The sequence below is a fragment of the Geodermatophilus sp. SYSU D01106 genome, from assembly GCF_054049995.1.
On record NZ_JBJGYM010000018.1, the window covers coordinates 25,862 to 44,059 of the forward strand.

The following is an 18,198-nucleotide window of genomic DNA, read 5'->3' on the forward strand; positions in this document are numbered from 1 at the left end:
CGCGCGCACCTCGAACGGACGGATCCGTCCGAGGGAAAGCGTTCGGGGACGTCGGTGCCGGGGTCGATACTGGCCCGGTGGGCGACCCCGGGCTGCGCTGGCTGGGCCACTCGACGGTCCGCGTCGAGCTGGCCGGCAGCACGGTGCTCACCGACCCGGTCCTCACCGCCACCGTCGGGCCGCTGCGCCGCGTCGTCCCCCCGCCGCCGGAGCCGGCCTGGGCCGGCGCCGACCTGGTGCTGGTCAGCCACCTGCACGCCGACCACCTGCACCTGCCGTCGCTGCGCCTGCTGGGTGACGACGTCCGCGTCGTCGTGCCGCGCGGCGCCGGGCCGTGGCTGCGCTCGCGCGGCCTGCGCTGGGTCGACGAGCTGGCGCCGGGCGAGTCGCTGACCCACGGCGGGCTGCGGGTCACCGCCGTCCCGGCCGTGCACAGCGGCCACCGGTGGGGCCCGCGGCTCACCCACGGCCCCGACACGGCCGCCGTCGGCCACCTCGTCGAGGGCGACGGGCGGACCGTCTACGCCCTCGGCGACACCGACCTGTTCGACGGCATGGCCCGCATCGGCGGGCGCGGGGTCGACGTCGCGCTCGTGCCGGTGTGGGGCTGGGGTCCCACCCTGGGCCCCGGCCACCTCGACCCGCGGCGCGCGGCCGAGGCGGTGGCACGGGTGCGCCCGCGGTTCGCCGTCCCGGTGCACTGGGGCACGCTCACCGTGCCCGGCGGCACCACGGTGCCGGGGCTGGCCGGGCGCTACCGGCGGCTGCTCACCGAGCCGCCGCGGGAGTTCGCCGCCGCCGTCGCCGGGCGCGCGCTGCCCACCACGGTCGTGATCGCCGAACCGGGCGAGCCGGTCGTCCTGCCCGCCGCCGCGGGGACGCCGTGAGCACCACCGGGACGCTGGCGTCGAGCTGGACCGACGGGTCCTCGCTCGGCTACCCCGTCGTGTTCGGCGGTGTGCTGCTCGGCTCGATCGTGCCGGTCGTGCCCACCGGCGCGGTCGTCGGCGCGGCGGCCGCCCTGGCGGTGAGCACCGGCCGCCTCGACCTCGTGCTGGTGCTCGTGCTGTCCACGCTCGGCGCCTGGATCGGCGACGTCGTCACCTTCGCCGTCTGCCGGTTCGGCGGGCCCGCCGCGGTGCGTTTCGTGGCCCGCGGCCAGCACGCCGACCGGATCGAGGAGGTCCGGGCCCAGTTCCGGGCGCACGGATGGCAGATCGTCCTGGTCGGGCGGCTGCTGCCCGCCGGGCGCATCCCCGTCCTGCTCGCCGCCGGTGCGCTGGCCTACCCGTGGCGGCGGCTGCTCCCGGCCTCCCTGCTGGCCTCGACGCTGTGGGCGGTCGCCTACGCCCTGCTCGGCGTCGTCAGCGGCGGCGTGTTCGACAACCCGCTGGTGGCCACCCTGGTCGCCACGCTGCTCGTGCTCCTGGTGGGTGCGCTGCTCAACCTCGTCGCCGCCGCCCGCCGGCGCCGGGCCGCGCCCGAGCGGTCCGGCGACGACCCCGCGGAGGAACCCGCCGGGCAGGCCAGCGCGTCCCCGTGCGGCCCGGCATCGTGAGCGCCGGGTCCCCGGGGCGCGCCGGGGGGCGCGTGCTCGGCCCCGGCCGGGCCACCGCGCGCGTGCTGCTCACCTGGGCGCTCACCACGCTGGCGCTCGTCGTCCTCGACCGGTGGCTCGCCGGCTTCGCCATGCGCGACTGGTGGCAGCCCCCGCTGGCCGCGCTGCTGCTCGGCCTGCTGTCCGGCGTCGTGTGGCCGCTGGTCATGCGGGTGGCGCTGCCGCTGGCGCTGTTCACCCTGGGCCTCGGCAGCTTCCTGCTGCTCGGCGCCGTGGTGCTCGCCGCCTCCTTCGCCGTCCCCGGCGTCACCGTCGCCGACCTGCGCACGGCCGTGCTGGTCGTGGTGGCGATGGCCGGGGTGACGGCGGTGGTCACCAGCGCGCTGGCCATCGACGAGGACGAGCTGTTCTTCCGCCGCGCCCGCCGCCGGGCCGCCCGCACCCAGGCCGCCGGCCCGCAGCCGCCCGGGGTGCTGTTCCTGCAGATCGACGGCCTCGGCTTCGACACCGCGCGCCGCGCCGTGCGCGACGGGTCGATGCCCACCCTCGCCGCCTGGCTGCGCTCGGGCAGCCACGCGCTCACCTCCTGGCACACCGACTGGAGCTCCCAGACCGGCGCCGCGGTGTGCGGCATCCTGCACGGCTCCAACCACGACGTCGTCGGCTTCCGCTACTACGAGAAGGACCGCGACCACGTCGTCCAGGTCTCCCACCCGGCCGACGCCGCCGAGGTCGAGCGCCGGCACTCCGACGGACGCGGGCTGCTGGCCGGCGGCGGGGCCAGCCGCGGCAACCTGTTCAGCGGCGACGCCCCGCACGTGAGCCTCACGATGAGCTCGCTGCCGCTGGTCACCACCCGGCGCTCGATCCGCCGCCGCGAGCGGGTGGGCGCCGGCTACTACGCCTACTTCGCCAACCCGGTGAACGCCGTCCGCACGCTGGGCGTCTCGCTCGTCGACGTCGCCCGCGAGCTGTCCGCCGCCGCCCGGCAGCGGCGCGCCGACGTCCGGCCGCGGGTCAGCCGCGGCGGCATCTACCCGCTGGCCCGGCCGGGCACCACGGTGATCGCCCGCGACGTCGTGGTGGCGGCGATCCTCGAGGACATGCTGGCCGGGCGGCCGGTGGTCTACGCCGACTTCCTCGGCTACGACGAGGTCGCCCACCACAGCGGCGTCGAGCGCTTCGACACCCTCGAGGTGCTGCGCACCATCGACCAGCAGATCGGCCGGCTCGCCCGGGCCGGTGCCCTCGCGCCGCGGGACTACCACCTGGTGCTGCTGTCCGACCACGGCCAGACGCAGGGCGAGGCGTTCGCGCAGCGGTTCGGCGAGACGATCGAGGCGTTCGTCGGCCGGCACTGCGGCGGCTCCCCTCCGCCCGGGCGCCGCGGCGGCGAGCCGAAGGACAGCCGCCGCCCCGCCGAGGGCTGGCAGGTGGCCTCCGCGCTGGCCGAGGCCGCGTCCGGGCCCGGGCCGATCGCGCGGCGGCTGCGCGAGCGGGTGGAGAGCGCCGGCGCCGGCGAGCACACGCACCGCACGCCGTCGGGGCAGCCCGGGCAGGTGGCCCGTGTGGCGCCGGGCGTGGTGGTCGTCGTCTCCGGCCACACCGCGGGGGTGCACTTCGCCGACCTGCACGGCCGCGTGCCGCTGGAGGAGATCGAGCGGCACTGGCCCGACCTCCTGCCCGCGCTCGTCGACCACGCCGGCGTCGGGTTCGCGCTCGTGCACTCCGAGGAGCACGGGCCGGTCGTCCTCGGCCGCGACGGCCTGCACCGCCTGGCCACCGGGGTGGTCATCGGCGCCGACCCGCTGGCCCCCTACGGCGAGCACGCGCCGGCGCTGGTCGCCCGGGTGTCGGCGTTCCCGCACTGCCCCGACGTGATGGTCAACAGCCGCTACGACCCCGACACCGACGAGGCCTCCCCCTTCGAGCCGCACGTCGGCTCGCACGGCGGCCTCGGCGGCCCGCAGCAGCGCGGCTTCCTCGCCCACCCCCGCGTGCTCTCCCCGCCCGGCGAGATCGTCGGCGCGGAGCACCTGCACCGGGTGCTGCGCGGCTGGCTCACCGAGCTCGGCCACCCCGAGCCCGACGGCGCCGGCGCCGCGGTGGGACCGCTCAGCCGCACCGCCCTGCAGACGGCCGGCGCCGGGCGGGTCTGAGCCCCCGTCCCGGAACGGCGGGCTACGTGTTCGTGAACACCGGCTCCGTCCGTGGCGGTGCCGGATCCCGTTCCCCCAGAGTGGGCCGATGCGACCCGACGCCCGCGCCTGGTTCACCGGCCGCACGTCCACGACCCGCTCGGTCCACGACGTCGACGTCGCCCGGCTGCTGCGCGCCAAGCGGCGCGGCGGGCACCGGGTGAGCGTGGTCCTGCCCGCCCGCGACGAGGAGGCCACCGTCGGCGGGCTGGTCGCCGACCTGGTCGAGCGCTGGGTGCGGCTCGTACCGCTGGTCGACGAGGTGCTCGTGGTCGACTCCGACTCGGGCGACCGCACCGCCGAGGTGGCCCGCGCCGCCGGGGCCGACGTCGTCGCCGCCGCCGAGGTGCTGCCCGCGCACGGCAGCCGGCCGGGCAAGGGCGAGGCGCTGTGGAAGTCGCTGGCCGCCACCACCGGTGACCTGCTCGTCTTCCTCGACGCCGACCTGCTCGGCGACGTCTCCCACTACGTCCCCGGGCTGCTCGCTCCGCTGCTCACCGACCCGCAGGTGGGCTACGTGAAGGGCTGCTACACCCGGCCGCTGGAGATCGACGGCCGCAGCACCCCGGCCGGCGGCGGGCGGGTCACCGAGCTCACCGCGCGGCCGCTGCTCAACGCGCTGTGGCCCGAGCTCGCCGGGTTCGTGCAGCCGCTGGGCGGGGAGTACGCCGGCCGTCGCGCGGCCCTGGAGCAGGTGCCGTTCGTCTCCGGCTACGGCGTGGAGGTGGGCCTGCTGGTCGACCTGCTCGGGTTGCTCGGCCTGAACGGGCTGGCGCAGGTCGACCTCGGCGTGCGCCGGCACACCTCCCAGGACCAGGAGGCGCTCGGGCGGATGGCCGGTCAGGTGGTGTCGGCGGTGCTCGCCCGCAGCGGGGCCGGCTCGGCGGCCGGCCTGCTCACCCAGTTCCGCAGCGACGGCGCGGGCTTCGTCCCGGTCAGCACGGGCGTCGGGGTCGACGAGCGCCCGCCGATGGTCACCGTCGGCGAGTACCTCGCCGAGCGCGCCGGGGCCGTGTGACCCCAGTTCCTCCCGGAGGTCCGGGAGGAACTGACCGGGTGCCGGACGTCCGGAGTCGTGCATCCTGTCGCGACGGGGGGTCCCGTGCCGGCAGAGGAGCCGGCACCCGACCATGGGGAGAAGACCCATGCGACCGGACGTCTCCCGCTGGCTGCGCCGGCGGACCTTCAGCGCGGCCACGTGGTGCGCCGCCGAGCTCGCTGAGGCCAAGTCGGCCCGGGGCTCCACCGTCAGCGTCGTGCTGCCGGCGCTCGACGAGGAGCCCACCGTCGGGACGATCGTCGGCACGATCCGGCGGGCCCTGGTGGAGGACGCCCCGCTGGTCGACGAGGTGGTCGTCGTCGACAGCGGGTCGGTCGACCGCACCGCCGCGGTCGCCGCCGAGGCCGGGGCCACCGTCGTCGACACCGCCACCGTGCTGCCGGCCCACGGGCGGGTGCCGGGCAAGGGCGAGGCGCTGTGGAAGGGGCTGCACGCCACGAGCGGCGACCTCGTCGTCTTCGTCGACGCCGACCTCGTCGGGTTCGACCCGCAGTTCGTCGTCGGGCTGCTCGGCCCGCTGCTCACCGACCCGGCGATCGGCTACGTCAAGGCGCTCTACGACCGGCCGCTGCACACGCCCGAGGGCATCGTCCCCTCCGGCGGCGGGCGGGTCACCGAGCTGCTCGCCCGGCCGCTGCTCAACGCCTGGTGGCCGGAGCTCGCGGGCTTCGTGCAGCCGCTGTCCGGGGAGTACGCCGGCCGCCGGGAGCTGCTCGAGCGGGTGCCGTTCGTCTCCGGCTACGGCGTCGAGTTCGGCCTGCTCGTGGACCTCGCGGGGCTGGCCGGCGTCGACGCGCTCGCCCAGGTGGACGTCGGCACCCGCCGGCACAGCCACCAGTCCGACGCGGCGCTCGGGCGGATGGCGGGGCAGATCCTGTCCACCGCGATCGCCCGCCGGCCGGGCGCCGGGCGGCCGTCGTCGGAGCTGCTGCAGTTCCTCCGCACCGCCGACGGCGTGGAGGCGGTGAGCTGGGACGTGGGGGTGAGCGAGCGGCCGCCGATGCGCTCGGTCCGCGCGGCCGCCGGCGAGCCCGGGCCCCTGTCGTGAGGGTGCTCATGGACGTCGGCCCGTGGCTGCCGGTGCCGCCGCCGGGCTACGGCGGGCTGGAGAACGTCGTCGCCACGCTCACCACCGCGCTGCGCGAGCGCGGGCACACCGTCGTGCTGGCCGCCTCCGGCGACTCCCCGCTCCCGGTCGACGGCCTGGTCAGCGCCTTCCCCACCGGCCGGTTCGAGCGCCTGGGCCTGCCGTACCCGCAGGTGGTGGGCGACGCGCACGCCCACGCGCTCGCCGTCGCCGGGGCGGTGGCGGCGGAGCCGTTCGACGTCGTGCACACCCACCTCGAGGTGGTCGGCCCCGCGGTGCTCGGCGCCCTCGGCCCGGCCGCCCCGCCGGTGCTCGCCACGCTGCACTGGGACCTGCGCCGCAACTCCTCCTTCTACGAGCGCTTCGACGGCCGCGGCCGGGTGTTCTTCGCCGGGGTGTCCGACAGCCAGGTGGTCCGCGGGCCCGACGCGCTGCGGCGCCAGACGCTGGCCGCGGTGCCGCTGGCCGTCCCGGTGGACGGCCCGCCGCCGCTGCCCCGGGAGGACCGCGACGACGCCGTGCTCGTGCTCGCCCGCATCTGCGAGCTCAAGGGCACCGACACCGCGGTGCGCGCGTGCGCCGCAGCCGGGGTCCCGGTGGTGCTGGCCGGCCCGGTGGGACCCTTCGCCGGCCCGGCCGAGCTCGACGCCGCGGTGGCCACGCCCGGCCACCCGGGGCTCGGCCACCCCGACGTCGCGTGGTTCCTCCGGGAGGTCGCGCCGCTGCTCGACGGCAGGCGCGCGAGGTGGGTGGGCAGCGTCGCCGGCGCGGGGAAGGACGCGCTGCTGCGCCGGGCGCGGGCGCTGCTGACGCCGGTGCGGTGGGACGAGCCGGGCGGCACCGCGGTGTGCGAGGCGCTGGCCGCCGGCACACCGGTGGTCGCCACGCCGCGCGGCTGCCTGCCCTCGCTGGTCGACGACGGCCGCACCGGCCTGCTCGCCGCCGACGAGGCCGGCCTCGCCGCCGCCCTGCGCCGGGTGGGCGCGATCGACCCGGCGGCGTGCGCGGCCGAGGCGCGCCGGCGCTTCGCCCCGGCGGTGATGGCGGCGGCCTACGAGGAGCTCTACGCCGAGGTGGTCGCGCGCGCGGCCGCGGCGGCGGCTCCCCTGCAGCCCTTGGGGAGCCATTAGCGCTACAAGGGCCCTATCCGGGGCGGACGGGGGCGCCCGTGCGGGCCGACTCGGCCACCGCGACGGCGACGCGGTGGGTGCGCAGCGCCTCGGCGTAGTCGACCAGCCCGTCGGCGCGCGGCCCGCCGGTGAGCAGGTCGACGAAGGCCCGGTCGACGGCGAGGCGCGCGTCCACCACGGGCTCCCGGCGGTCCGCGCCCTCCGCGGTGGTCACCGTCAGCGCCGTCTCGGTCAGCTCGACCGCGGCGCCGGCACAGGAGAGCTCGAGGCCGGCGCGGGTCTTGGCCGGCTGCGCGCAAGCGGCGGCGAGGGTGCCGACCGCGCCGGAGGCGAACCGCAGCACCGCCGCGGTGGCGTCGTCGACGTCGCGGCCGGGGTCCGACGACGGCGCGCGCACCGCCTGCACCTCGGCGACCTCCCCGGCGAGCAGCCGGGCGAGGTCGAGCACGTGGGTGGCCTGCTCGACCACCTGGCCGCCGGAGCGGTCGGCCCGCGACCACCACGCCGGCGGCGGCACCTTGTCCAGCCACGTGGCCGACACCAGCCGGGGCGGGTGCGCGGCGCAGACCTCCCGGGCGGCGGCCACGGTGTCGAGGTGGCGCCAGTGGTAGCCGGTCGCCGTCGGCACGCCCGCGGCCGCGACGGCGGCGGCCACCTCCTCGGCGACGGCGAGCCCCGCGCCCAGCGGCTTCTCCACGAACAGCGGCAGCCCGGCGCGCACCACGGCGAGCTCGAGCTCGCCGTGCGCGAACGGCGGGACGCACAGCCACACGGCGTCGAGACGGGAGCGCAGCAGCTCGTCCGGCTCGAGCGCCGGCACGCCGAGCTCGCCGGCCAGCGCCCGCGCGGCGGCCGGGACGGCGTCGGCCACCCCGACCAGCTCGACGTCGTCCAGTCCGGTCAGCGTGCGGCCGTGCCGCGCGCCCACGCCGCCGGCTCCCACCAGTCCCACCCTCAGGGCCACGCCGGGCACCTGCCCCGGCGCGGCGGGCGTCAACCCCCGTGGACCAGCAGTCCCCGCACTGTCTCGCCCGCCGCCTGGTCGCGGTAGCCCTGGTTGAGCTCGTCGAGCGCGTACCGGCGGGTGACCAGGCTGTCGAGCTCGAGCCGGCCCTCCTCGGCCAGGCGTGCCAGCATCGGGATGTCGCGGAAGGGGTTGCACGAGCCGAACAGCGAGCCCTGCACGCGGTGCTCGAACACGGTGGTCATCTGCCCGTTGAGGTCCACGTGGCCCTCGCGCGGGTGGTCGGCCAGCGCCGTGAGCACCAGCGTGCCGCCCTTGCCCAGGCACGCCGACGCGCCCGCCATCACGCCGGGCGACATCTTCCCGACGGTCACGACGACGACGTCCGCGCCGGTGCCCCGCGAGAGGTGCCGCGCCAGCTGCGCCGCCTCGCCGGCGTCGGCGACGGTGTGCGTGGCGCCCAGGGTCTGCGCGAACTCCCGCTTCATCGCCACCGGGTCGACGCCGATGACGTGCGCCGCGCCGGCGTGCACCGCACCCTGCACGGCGTTGACGCCCACCCCGCCGAGGCCGACGACCACGACGACGTCGCCGGGGCGGGTGCCGCCGGAGTAGACCGCCGAGCCCCAGCCGGTGGGCACGCTGCAGGCGAGCAGGGCGGCGGTGTCCAGCGGCAGGTGCGGGTCGATGCGCACGCAGGAGAACTCGCTGAGCACGGTGTGCCGGGCGAACGCGCCGACGATGCAGAAGCCGCCGAGCGGCTCGCCGTCGAGCCGGAAGGGGTAGGTGCCGGTGGGCAGCTGCCCGATGGCGATGGTGGCGCCGGCGTCGCAGATGTTGGACCGGCCGGTCGCGCAGTACCGGCAGTGCCCGCAGGCGGGCAGGAAGCTGGTGACGACGTGGTCGCCGGGCGCCACGCCCGTGACGCCCGGGCCGACGGCCAGGACGACGCCGGAGCCCTCGTGGCCGCCGACGATCGGGTACCGCCCCCCGGGGTTGGCGTGGCGCAGGTGCTCGTCGGAGTGGCACAGGCCCGCGTAGGCCATCTCGACCAGGACCTCGCCCGGCCCGGGGTCCACGACCTCGAGGTCGACGATCTCGTACTCGGTGCCCGCCTCGCGCAGCACCGCTCCCCTGGTCCTCACCGGCGTCGGTCCTCCTCGAACCCGGCGGCGTCCCCGTCGGCGCCGTCCGGCGACCAGCCAACCCCACCGGCCCGGCACGGCCGACGGCGGGGTGGCACCGGGTGCCAGGCCCGTCGGCCTGCGGGACCGGGCGGTCCGGGGCAGGATCGTCCGGATGCCCGAGCACACCCCTGTCGCCGCGCCGGCATGCCCCGTCCGGCTGATGTCGTTCCGGATGGGACCGGAGTCGCAACGCTGCGTTGCTAGCCTCGCACCGTGAGTGAGCAGTCCCTGCGTGCGCGGAAGAAGGCACTGACCCGGGCGCACGTCCTCGCGACCGCTCAGCGCCTGTTCGCCGAGCGCGGGTTCGACGCCGTCACCATCGCCGACGTCGCGGCGGCCGCGGACGTGGCCGTGCAGACGGTGTTCAACCACTTCGCGACCAAGGAGGAGCTCTACTGGTCCGGGCGCGCCCCCTGGGTGACCGGACCGGCCGACGCCGTCCGCGAGCGGCCCGCCGGGGTGACCCCGCTGGGCGCCCTCTGCCGCCACCTGGTGGAGTCGATGGCCGGCTTCGCCCAGCGCCTCGGTGAGCCCGAGGGCCGCTGCGCCGTCGCCGCCCTCGACCGCTCGCCGGCACTGCAGGCCGCCGAGCGCGAGCTGCACCACGAGGCCGAGCGCCTGCTCGCGGACGCGCTCGAGGAGGCCCTCACGGAGGAGCCGCCCGCCGGCCTCACCACGCCCCCGCGCCTGGCCGCCCGGCTGGTGGCGGCCACCTGGCTGTCGGTCACCCGGTCGCTGGTCCTCACGCTGCGCGACCCGCTGCCCGAGCCCGCGGACGTGCCCGCCCTCGTCGCGGAGGTGCGGGCGACGACGGGCCGGCTGCTGTCCCGCATGCAGGCCGACCTCGAGGACGCGGGCGTGGCCGGCCCCGGGACCGCGGCCGGCGCCGTCCCGGGGACGCTGCGGGCGGTCTGACCCGGCGCCCTCAGCTCGCGACCCGCTCCACGGCAGGCGCCACGATCGGCAGCAGGACGTCGTCGACGACCTGCTCCACGTGCTCGGCCACCAGCGCGCCGTCGCCGGCCACGGTGAGCCGCTGCCACCAGAACGCCTCGAGCACCGAGCGCAGCAGGGCCAGCCGCTCGGCCGGCACCTCCTCGCCCCGCGCCGACCAGCGGTCGCCGAGCGTCTCGACGGCGTCGGTGAGCGGGTGCACGAGGGCCGCGTCGAGCCCGGCGCGCAGGTCCTCGTCGTGCCGGGCGGCGCCGACCAGGCTGGCCACGGCGCGCTCCTCGCGCGACAGCGGCCGGCGCCAGGAGGCGACCAGCGCGGCCAGGTCGGCACGGGGCGAGCCCTCGTCCTGCGGCGCCGTCACCAGCGTGAAGCGGCTGACCGCCGACCGGGCGAGCGCGGACATCGACGGCCAGCGCCGGTAGATGCCGGCCTTGCCCGCCCGCGCGCGGGCCGCGACGCGGTCGCTGTTGAGCCGGCCCCAGCCCTCCTCCGCGAGGATGTCGACGGCGACCGCGACCAGCTGCTCGGACAGCTCGGCGCTCAGCGGTCGTCCGGGCGTGCCGCTCACGAGCGGGTCCGTTCGCACGTCATCAGGTTGTGCACCGCCTCATACTGGCCTGTCGGTGGAGTCACCACAACGACCGGGGTGCCGAGTCACCCGACCGGTCCCCCGCAACCCCTCCTGCCGGAACGGCGGGTTGCGCGGGGCCCGTGCGAGGTCAGGCGCCGGCCGCCGACTCGACGTGGACCTGCAGGAACGCGCCGTCGTCGCTGACCCAGCCCCGGCCGCGGGCGGACTCGACCATGCCGTCCCAGCGCTGCGCCCAGTCGGCGACGTCGGCGTCCGGCTCGGCCGCGGCGCGCAGGGCCGCGGCGTCGAGGACGCCGGTGTCGGCGTCCTGCATCCGGCCCAGGCCCGCGTCGCGCAGCGCCTGGTCGGCCTCCTCGTCGGTGACCTGGCCCAGGGCCAGGTGCAACCGCGTGAGGTCGTCGGTGTCGACGACCCGCACCTCGGGGCGCTCGTCGGCGCCGCCCACCACCTCGACGATCACAGGTCCTCCGCTCACACGTGCCAGGGGCTCATACATGCCAGGGAAACCGGGAGAAGTCGGGGTCGCGCTTCTCCAGGAAGGCGTCGCGGCCCTCGACGGCCTCCTCGGCCGCGTAGGCCAGCCGGGTCGTCTCCCCGGCGAACAGCTGCTGGCCGACGAGGCCGTCGTCGATCAGGTTGAACGAGTACTTGAGCATCCGCTGGGCGGTGGGGCTCTTGGCGACGATCCGCCGCCCCCAGTCCAGCGCGGTGCGCTCCAGCTCGGCGTGCGGGACGACGCGGTTGACCATGCCCATGGCGTGCGCGTCGGCCGCCGAGTACTCCTCGCCGAGGAAGAAGACCTCGCGGGCGAACTTCTGGCCGACCTGCCGGGCGAGGTAGGCGGAGCCGAATCCGCCGTCGAAGCTGCCGACGTCGGCGTCGGTCTGCTTGAACCGGGCGTGCTCGGCGCTGGCCAGGGTGAGGTCGCTGACCACGTGCAGGCTGTGCCCGCCGCCGGCGGCCCACCCGGGGACGACGCAGACGACGACCTTCGGCATGAACCGGATCAGCCGCTGGGCCTCCAGCACGTGCAGCCGGCCGCTCGACCGGCCCACCTCGTGCTCGTAGCCGTGGCGCCCGCGCACCCGCTGGTCACCGCCGGAGCAGAACGCCCACCCGCCGTCCTTCGGGCTCGGCCCGTTGCCGGTGAGCAGCACGCAGCCGACGTCGGTGGACAGCCGGGCGTGCTCGAGCGCGGTGATGAGCTCGTCGACCGTCTGCGGGCGGAAGGCGTTGCGCACCTCGGGCCGGTCGAAGGCGATCCGGACGACGCCGGCGTCGACGGCGCGGTGGTAGGTGATGTCACCGAAGTCGAACCCGTCGACCGGCTGCCACGCGGCGCTGTCGAAGATCTCCGAGACGTCGTCGCGGGCACTCATGCCCCGAACCTAGCGGCGTCCGGGACGCCGGGCCGCCGGAGGCAGGCCCGCGGTCAGCCGCCGCCGGGCAGGACCCCGGTGACGCCGCCGACGACACCGCCGACCGTGCCGCCGACCGGGCCGGTCACGTCCTCGACGACCCCGCCGACCGTGCCGGTCACGTCCTCGACGAGCTCCCCGACCGGCTCGGTCACCGGCGCGAGCGGGGCCGGCGGCGCGGGCACGGGGGCCGGCGCGGGCGCCGGGACGGCGGCGGGCGCCGGGGCCGGCGCCTGGGGAGCGGGCGCGGCCGGGGCTGCGGGTGCGCCGCCGGCCGGGGTGCCGGGGGCCGGCGTCCCGGGTGCCGGTGCGGGGGCGGCGGGCGCCGCCGGGGCCGCGGCCGGCGCGGGGGCGGCGGACGCGGCGGACGCGGCGGCGCCGCCGAGGTCGAACAGCCCGGCCGACGGGGAGGCCGCCCGGCCGCCGGCGCCCTGCGAGGACGACGCCGTGGTGCCGAAGCCGGGGAAGAGGGAGCCGTCGGGCGTGCCGGGGACGCCGAAGGACGGCGTGAGCCGCGTGTAGCCGGGTGCCGCGCCCGCCGTGCCGTCGGCGACGTAGACGCCGGAGCCGTCCGCGCCGCCTCCCCCGGCGGCGCCCGCGGCGTCGGCGCCGGCGGTGGCCATGAGCGGGGCGACGACGAGGCCGGTGACGGCGAAGGACATGAGCACCCGCCAGGTGAGGCGCTGCGCGGCGGTCTCGGAGGCGGCAGCGGCGGACGCCGGGGCCTCGCCGTCCGGGTCCGGCCGTCCGGTCGTCGCGACGACGTCGGTCGCACGGTGCCGCGCGCTCATCGGCCGTTCCTCTCCGTCGAGGTGGGTGAGACTGGCCTCACACCGCCGGTACAACGAGGTACCAGCCGCGGGGTTGCGCGTCCACCGCGGGACCGCGCACGGGTGACCGTCCCCGGCTAGCGTCGCCCCCGTGCCCGACGGCGCCGCCCTGCGCGTGGGCACCCTCAACCTGGCCTCCGGCCGCGGCCCCGCCGGCCGCGTGCTCTCCCCCGCCGGCCTCGCCGCCGCGGTGGCCGATCTCGACGTCGACGTGCTCGCCGTCCAGGAGGTCGACGGCGGCCAGCACCGCTCGGACGGCACCGACCAGGCCGCCGTCGTCGCCGGGGCGCTGGGCGCCGCCGACTGGCGGGCCGCCGCGACGCTGCACGGCACCCCGAGCCCGTTCCGCGGCACGTGGACCGCCGCGGAGCCCTCGCTGCGCGGGCCCGGTGACGCGGTGGACGGGCCCGTGTACGGCGTGGCGCTGGTGTCCCGCCGTCCCGTGCGGGAGTGGGCGGTGCTCGGGCTGGGCGCCGGCCGTGCCCGGCTGCCGCTGCGCGCGCCCGACCCCGCCACCGGCCGGGTGCGCACCTGGTGGGTGCCCGACGAGCCGCGCATCGCCGTCGCCGCCTGCCTCGACGGGCTCACCGTCGTCGGCACGCACCTGTCCTTCTCCCCGCCCACCGCGGTGCGCCAGCTGCGCCGGCTGCGGCGGTGGGCGGCGGCGCTGCCCGGACCGGTCGTCGTCGCCGGCGACCTGAACCTGCCCGGCGGGGTGCCGGCCCGGCTGCTCGGCGCCACCCGGCTGGTCAGCGGCCCGAGCTTCCCCGCGCACGAGCCGCGCATCCAGCTCGACCACCTGCTCGCCCTGGGCCCGGTGCCGGCGCGGGACGCCGCGGTCCGCGTGCTGGGGGTCGGCGACCACCGCGCGCTGACGGTGACGCTCGGCGCCTGACCCCTCAGGCCGCGGGGGTGTCCGCCAGCAGGGGGCGCAGCCGGTCCAGGGAGCCCGCCAGCCCCGGGTGCAGCGTCACCTGGTGCAACCCGGCCAGCGGCACCCAGGCGACGCCGGTGCTCTCGCCGTCGAGCCGCAGCCGCGCGGGGTCGAGCTCGCCGGCCGGGCGGGCCAGCACCGTGGTGTAGGCCCAGCCGCCGTGGTCGTCGACCGAGCGGGCACCGAGCACGAGCGCGCTGGCCGGCAGCCCCAGCTCCTCCTCCACCTCGCGCAGCGCGCCCTGCTCGGGGCTCTCGCCGAGGTGCAGCGCGCCGCCGGGCGTCCCCCACGTGCCGCCGTGGTGCGACCACAGCGCCCGGTGCTGGAGCAGCAGCTCGGGGCCGCCCGCGCCGTCGCGGTGCACCAGCAGGCCCGCCGCGCCCGCGCGGCCCCAGTGCCGGTGGCCGAGCGAGCAGGTGGTCCAGCCGTCGGTCGGCGTCAGCCCGCTGCTCCCCACGCGACCAGTGAACCGCACTGGCAGGATCCGGCGCGGACGCCGCCACCGACGACGGGAGCACGCACGATGACCACCACGACCACGATGGCCGAGCTGCCCGGCCTGGTCGGCACCGAGCTCGGCACCAGCGAGTGGTTCGAGGTGACGCAGGAGCACGTCGACACGTTCGCCGAGGCCACCGGCGACCACCAGTGGATCCACGTCGACGTCGAGCGGGCGAAGGCCGAGAGCCCCTTCGGCGGGCCGATCGCCCACGGCTACCTCACGTTGTCGCTGCTGGCCTCCCTGTCCGGGCAGGTGCTGGCGGTCACCGACACCGCGATGGGCGTGAACTACGGCCTGAACAAGGTCCGTTTCCCCGCCCCCGTGCCGGTCGGCTCGCGGGTCCGGCTCAGCGCCGGTCTCAAGGACGTGCAGGAGGTCGCCGGCGGGCTGCAGCTGACCCTCGCGGCGGTCATCGAGCGCGAGGGCGGCGACAAGCCGGTCTGCATCGCCGAGCCGGTCTTCCGCTACTACGGCGCCTGATGCGGGTCGCGGTCTTCACCGGCAGCCGGCCCGGGCCGGAGCCGCACCGCGCGGCCGCCTCGGCTCTGGGCGCCGACCTGGCCGCGGCCGGGGTGGGCGTCGTCTACGGCGGCGGGCACGTCGGGCTCATGGGCACGGTGGCCGACGCCGCGCTGGCCGCCGGCGGCGAGGTGGTCGGGGTGATCCCGCAGCACCTGGTCGACGACGAACTGGCCCACCCCGGCCTGCCGCGCCTCGACGTCGTCGGGTCGATGCACGAGCGCAAGGCGCGGATGACCGAGCTCGCCGACGCCTTCGTCGCGCTGCCCGGGGCCGCCGGCACCCTCGAGGAGCTGTTCGAGGCGTGGACCTGGGGGATGCTCGGCCTGCACGCGAAGCCCGTGGCGCTGCTCGACGTCGACGGGTTCTGGCAGCCGCTGCTCGCCCAGCTGCGCCGCATGGCCGACGACGGCTACCTGGAGCAGCGCCGGCTCGACGCGCTCGGCGTGGTCGGCGACGCGGCGGGCCTGCTGGCCTTCGTCGAGGGCTACGAGCACCCGCCGCGGAAGTGGGCCGCCCGCTAGCGCCAGCCCGGCGCGGCGATGCCCTGCGCCTCGGCCTCGAGCTGCCAGGCGCCCTTGCCGTCGATCGACTCGCGGATGACGTCGGCGTGCCCGGCGTGGCGGGCCTGCTCCTCGATCTGGTGCAGCAGCAGCCACCGCACGCTGAGGACGGTGCCCGGCGGCAGCCACTGCGCCACGCCGTCGGGGACCTCGACGACGCGGTCGAGGTCGCGCTCGGCGCGCACGACCTCCTCGGTCTCCCGCGCCACCTCGGCCATGCGGTCGAGCAGCACCTCGACGGTCTGGCCCGGCCCCACGGTGAAGCCCGCCATCCACTCGGCCTGCGGATCGGTCTCCACCGCGTGCGGGCGGCGGCCGATGCGCCCGGCCACGTTCACCCGCTCCCCCTGCGTCACGTGCTTGACCAGCGCCGACAGCGACAGCTCGCTCGCGCTGGGCCGCGCCCGCGCCTGCTCCTCGGTCAGGCCCAGCAGGGCGTTGCGCAGCCCGGTGCGCTGGTTCTCCAGCATCCGCAGCAGCAGGTCCCGCTCGTCCGGTGCGCTCACGGCCGCCATCCTCCGCCGCGGGGGCGCGGTCCCGACAGCCCCCGGCTGGCCGCGCGGCGCGGGCCTGCCTAGCGTCGCGGGCGTGGAGCGCTGGGACGTCGTCGTCGCCGGTGGCGGCCCGGCGGGGGCGGCCGCCGCGCTCGCCGCGCTGGGCACGGGCGCCTCGGTGCTGGTGCTCGACCGGGCGGACTTCCCCCGCGACAAGGTCTGCGGCGACGGCGTCGCCCCCGAGGCGCTCGACGTGCTCGCGGGCCTCGGCGTCGACGTCGCCGCGCTGACCGCGGGCTACGCCCCCGTGCCGCGGCTGTCGCTGCGCTCCCCCGGTGGCGCGGCGGTGGAGCGCGACACGCACCGGCCGTCGTCGGTGGTGCCGCGGGAGGTGTTCGACGCCCGGCTGCTCACCGCGGCCCTCGACCGCGGCGCCGCGTTCCGCCGGCACGCCGTCCGCCGGGTCACGCCCGGCCGGGACGGGGTGGACGTCGACGGGGTGCTCACCGCCGGGGTGCTGGTGGGCGCCGACGGCGCGGAGTCGGTGGTGCGCCGGTCGCTGGGGCTGGGCCGCAACCGCGACGACCGGCTGGCGGTGGCGCTGCGCGGCTACGCGCCGGAGCTGCCCGGCCAGGCCGGCACGCAGGTGCTGGTGACCACCGAGCAGCGCTGGCCGGCCTACGCGTGGTCGTTCCCGCTCGGCGACGGGCGGGCCAACGTCGGCTACGGCGAGCTGGTCAGCGGCGGGGCGAACCGCGCCGCGCTGGTGGAGGGCCTGCACCGGCTGCTGCCCGGGGTGCAGCCGGAGGGGCTGCGCGCGCACCGGCTGCCGCTGTCGACCGGCCGCCCGCGCCAGCCCGACGGCCGGGTGCTGCTCGCCGGGGACGCCGCCTCGCTGGTCAACCCGATGACCGGCGAGGGGATCTTCTACGCGGTCCTGTCCGGCGTGCTCGCCGGGCGGGCGGCCGCGGCCGGGGCGGGCGCGGGGACGCTGCACCGGCGGGCGCTGCGCCGGCGGCTGGGCGCGCACCACCGGTCGGCGTCGGCGGCGTCGTGGATCAGCCGGTGGCCGGTGGTCATGGACGCCGCCTTCCGCGCCGCGGCGGCCGACCAGCGGGTGTTCGACGACGTCGTCGCGCTCGGCCTCGCCGACGGCCGGCTCACCGCCCGCACCCTCGCCGCGGCGGCCCGCTCCCTGCGCTGAGGGGCCTCCGGAGCGCTGTCGGCCCGCCTTCCGCGCGCGGAGGCGGGACGGCGCGGGCCCGCGGCCGGGGGTCGCCCGGCCACGGGCCCGCGGACGCGGCTGCCGGGGGTCAGATCAGCCGCGCGTCCCCGACCTCGGCCGCCGACGCGGGGAGGCCGTTGTCCTCGAGGATGGTCACGAGCGAGCCGTCCTCGCGCATGGCCCCGATGTGCTCGTCCACGGCGGTGGCCAGGGCGTCGTTGCTCGGGTCGAGCAGCAGGCTCGTCTGCGAGGGCTCCTCGGTGGCCGGCACACGCGGGTCGCTCTCGAGGACCTCGATCGCGAAGTCGGTGTCCTCGGTCGACTGGGCGGCGGCGCCGTAGCCGTCGAGGCCGATGTCGAGGCGGCCGGCGGTCAGGTCCTGCGCCAGGCTCAGCGAGTCGGGGTAGGTGCGCAGGTCGTCACCGAGCAGTTCGCGCAGCGCGTCCACCCACAGGTAGCCCTCGACGGTGCCGACCTGCTTGCCGACCAGGTCGTCGACGGTGGAGACGCCGTCGGCGGACATGACGGTGAGCTCGTCGAGGTAGACCGGGGCGCTCAGCGTGACGACCTCGCCGCGGGCGGCCGTGCGGTAGAAGCCGCCGACGGCGACGTCGACCCGGCCGGTCTCCACGGCCGGGACCGCGGTGGCGTAGGTGTAGGCCTCGTACTCGATCGTCAGGCACTCGTCGGCGGCGATCTCCTTGAGGATGTCGCTGTCGATGCCCTCGGCCTGGCCGCCCTCCTCGAAGGAGTACGGCGGGGTGTTGGTCAGGGCGACGGTGAGCACGCCCTCGCTGACCGTCTCGAACTCGTGGGCGGGCTCGCAGTCGGCCGCCACCTCGCTGGTCGAGTCCGACCCGCAGCCCACGAGGGCCACGGCGGAACCGAGGGCGAGGACGGCGGCGCTCAGGCGGTGCGTCTTCACGGGGATCTCCTCAGGACGAACTGGCCCGACGGCGGGGCGCCGTCGCGCTGGGTGCGGG

General features: G+C 77.6%; 20 protein-coding genes. 11 read left to right on the plus strand and 9 right to left on the minus strand.

Translation table 11 applies throughout. The annotated features are described in order from the left end of the window. Nucleotides 1-77 precede the first annotated feature (77 nt). The 6 genes from ACI78R_RS17475 to ACI78R_RS17500 all read left to right on the plus strand — a co-directional run bounded on the left by ACI78R_RS17475 (nucleotide 78) and on the right by ACI78R_RS17500 (nucleotide 7,033). Nucleotides 78-887, plus strand: coding sequence for an MBL fold metallo-hydrolase (locus ACI78R_RS17475; RefSeq protein ID WP_457041641.1), 810 nt, complete (start codon nucleotides 78-80; stop codon nucleotides 885-887). Continuing rightward, nucleotides 884-1,558, plus strand: coding sequence for a DedA family protein (locus tag ACI78R_RS17480; RefSeq protein ID WP_073417952.1), 675 nt, complete (start codon nucleotides 884-886; stop codon nucleotides 1,556-1,558). Before ACI78R_RS17475 ends, ACI78R_RS17480 begins: the two co-directional genes overlap by 4 nt. 32 nt (nucleotides 1,559-1,590) lie before the next feature. After that, nucleotides 1,591-3,717, plus strand: coding sequence for a phage holin family protein (locus ACI78R_RS17485; RefSeq protein WP_457041642.1), 2,127 nt, complete (start codon nucleotides 1,591-1,593; stop codon nucleotides 3,715-3,717). A gap of 88 nt (nucleotides 3,718-3,805) precedes the next feature. Further along, nucleotides 3,806-4,774, plus strand: a complete 969-nt coding sequence (locus tag ACI78R_RS17490) for a glucosyl-3-phosphoglycerate synthase (RefSeq protein WP_457041643.1) — start codon at nucleotides 3,806-3,808, stop codon at nucleotides 4,772-4,774. A 127-nt stretch (nucleotides 4,775-4,901) separates the two neighbouring features. Then, a complete protein-coding gene (locus ACI78R_RS17495) occupies nucleotides 4,902-5,864 on the plus strand; it encodes a glucosyl-3-phosphoglycerate synthase (protein ID WP_457041644.1) in 963 nt (320 codons plus the stop codon). An 8-nt stretch (nucleotides 5,865-5,872) separates the two neighbouring features. Continuing rightward, nucleotides 5,873-7,033 (plus strand): glycosyltransferase, encoded by a 1,161-nt coding sequence (locus ACI78R_RS17500; RefSeq protein ID WP_457041645.1) that lies wholly within the window; start codon nucleotides 5,873-5,875, stop codon nucleotides 7,031-7,033. Nucleotides 7,034-7,046: 13 nt separating this feature from the next. On the opposite strand, the gene ACI78R_RS17505 is transcribed toward ACI78R_RS17500, so the two are convergent. Both ACI78R_RS17505 and ACI78R_RS17510 read right to left on the minus strand, forming a co-directional pair. Next, a complete protein-coding gene (locus ACI78R_RS17505) occupies nucleotides 7,047-7,997 on the minus strand; it encodes a Gfo/Idh/MocA family protein (RefSeq protein ID WP_457041646.1) in 951 nt (316 codons plus the stop codon). Nucleotides 7,998-8,026: 29 nt separating this feature from the next. Beyond that, a complete protein-coding gene (locus ACI78R_RS17510) occupies nucleotides 8,027-9,142 on the minus strand; it encodes an NDMA-dependent alcohol dehydrogenase (RefSeq protein WP_457041647.1) in 1,116 nt (371 codons plus the stop codon). Between the two features lie 255 nt (nucleotides 9,143-9,397). On the opposite strand from ACI78R_RS17510, the gene ACI78R_RS17515 reads away from it, so the two are divergent. Then, the gene (locus ACI78R_RS17515; protein ID WP_457041648.1) at nucleotides 9,398-10,099 is read left to right on the plus strand and encodes a TetR/AcrR family transcriptional regulator; all 702 of its coding nucleotides are present in this window, start codon (nucleotides 9,398-9,400) and stop codon (nucleotides 10,097-10,099) included. A 10-nt stretch (nucleotides 10,100-10,109) separates the two neighbouring features. Here the strand turns inward: ACI78R_RS17515 and ACI78R_RS17520 are convergent, their stop codons facing one another. The 4 genes from ACI78R_RS17520 to ACI78R_RS17535 all read right to left on the minus strand — a co-directional run bounded on the left by ACI78R_RS17520 (nucleotide 10,110) and on the right by ACI78R_RS17535 (nucleotide 12,939). Then, on the minus strand, nucleotides 10,110-10,724 hold the full coding sequence (locus tag ACI78R_RS17520; protein WP_457041649.1) for a TetR-like C-terminal domain-containing protein: 615 nt from the start codon (nucleotides 10,722-10,724) through the stop codon (nucleotides 10,110-10,112). 133 nt (nucleotides 10,725-10,857) lie between these two features. After that, nucleotides 10,858-11,205 carry a hypothetical protein gene (locus ACI78R_RS17525; protein ID WP_457041650.1) on the minus strand — a complete coding sequence of 116 codons (348 nt, stop codon included), beginning with the start codon at nucleotides 11,203-11,205 and terminating at the stop codon, nucleotides 10,858-10,860. A gap of 13 nt (nucleotides 11,206-11,218) precedes the next feature. Next, complete coding sequence (locus ACI78R_RS17530) at nucleotides 11,219-12,109, minus strand: 1,4-dihydroxy-2-naphthoyl-CoA synthase (RefSeq protein WP_073417932.1); 891 nt, start codon at nucleotides 12,107-12,109, stop codon at nucleotides 11,219-11,221. A gap of 53 nt (nucleotides 12,110-12,162) precedes the next feature. Next, nucleotides 12,163-12,939, minus strand: coding sequence for a hypothetical protein (locus ACI78R_RS17535; RefSeq protein ID WP_457041651.1), 777 nt, complete (start codon nucleotides 12,937-12,939; stop codon nucleotides 12,163-12,165). A 130-nt stretch (nucleotides 12,940-13,069) separates the two neighbouring features. Between ACI78R_RS17535 and ACI78R_RS17540 the strand changes: the two genes are divergently transcribed. Then, nucleotides 13,070-13,873 (plus strand): endonuclease/exonuclease/phosphatase family protein, encoded by an 804-nt coding sequence (locus ACI78R_RS17540; RefSeq protein ID WP_245794221.1) that lies wholly within the window; start codon nucleotides 13,070-13,072, stop codon nucleotides 13,871-13,873. Nucleotides 13,874-13,877: 4 nt separating this feature from the next. Here the strand turns inward: ACI78R_RS17540 and ACI78R_RS17545 are convergent, their stop codons facing one another. Continuing rightward, nucleotides 13,878-14,369 carry an NUDIX domain-containing protein gene (locus tag ACI78R_RS17545; RefSeq protein ID WP_454555417.1) on the minus strand — a complete coding sequence of 164 codons (492 nt, stop codon included), beginning with the start codon at nucleotides 14,367-14,369 and terminating at the stop codon, nucleotides 13,878-13,880. A 66-nt stretch (nucleotides 14,370-14,435) separates the two neighbouring features. Here ACI78R_RS17545 and ACI78R_RS17550 point away from each other — a divergent pair, with 66 nt between their 5' ends. Both ACI78R_RS17550 and ACI78R_RS17555 read left to right on the plus strand, forming a co-directional pair. Further along, nucleotides 14,436-14,894 (plus strand): MaoC family dehydratase, encoded by a 459-nt coding sequence (locus ACI78R_RS17550; RefSeq protein WP_454555416.1) that lies wholly within the window; start codon nucleotides 14,436-14,438, stop codon nucleotides 14,892-14,894. Continuing rightward, nucleotides 14,894-15,457 (plus strand): LOG family protein, encoded by a 564-nt coding sequence (locus tag ACI78R_RS17555; protein WP_457041652.1) that lies wholly within the window; start codon nucleotides 14,894-14,896, stop codon nucleotides 15,455-15,457. Before ACI78R_RS17550 ends, ACI78R_RS17555 begins: the two co-directional genes overlap by 1 nt. On the opposite strand, the gene ACI78R_RS17560 is transcribed toward ACI78R_RS17555, so the two are convergent. Further along, nucleotides 15,454-16,002, minus strand: a complete 549-nt coding sequence (locus ACI78R_RS17560; protein ID WP_457041653.1) for a DinB family protein — start codon at nucleotides 16,000-16,002, stop codon at nucleotides 15,454-15,456. The two genes, ACI78R_RS17555 and ACI78R_RS17560, sit on opposite strands and share 4 nt — an antisense overlap. Nucleotides 16,003-16,084: 82 nt before the next feature. Here ACI78R_RS17560 and ACI78R_RS17565 point away from each other — a divergent pair, with 82 nt between their 5' ends. Beyond that, nucleotides 16,085-17,194: an NAD(P)/FAD-dependent oxidoreductase gene (locus ACI78R_RS17565; protein ID WP_457041654.1), complete on the plus strand. Its 1,110-nt coding sequence runs from the start codon at nucleotides 16,085-16,087 to the stop codon at nucleotides 17,192-17,194. Nucleotides 17,195-17,303: 109 nt separating this feature from the next. Here the strand turns inward: ACI78R_RS17565 and ACI78R_RS17570 are convergent, their stop codons facing one another. Continuing rightward, nucleotides 17,304-18,140: a substrate-binding periplasmic protein gene (locus tag ACI78R_RS17570; RefSeq protein WP_457041655.1), complete on the minus strand. Its 837-nt coding sequence runs from the start codon at nucleotides 18,138-18,140 to the stop codon at nucleotides 17,304-17,306. Nucleotides 18,141-18,198: the final 58 nt, after the last annotated feature.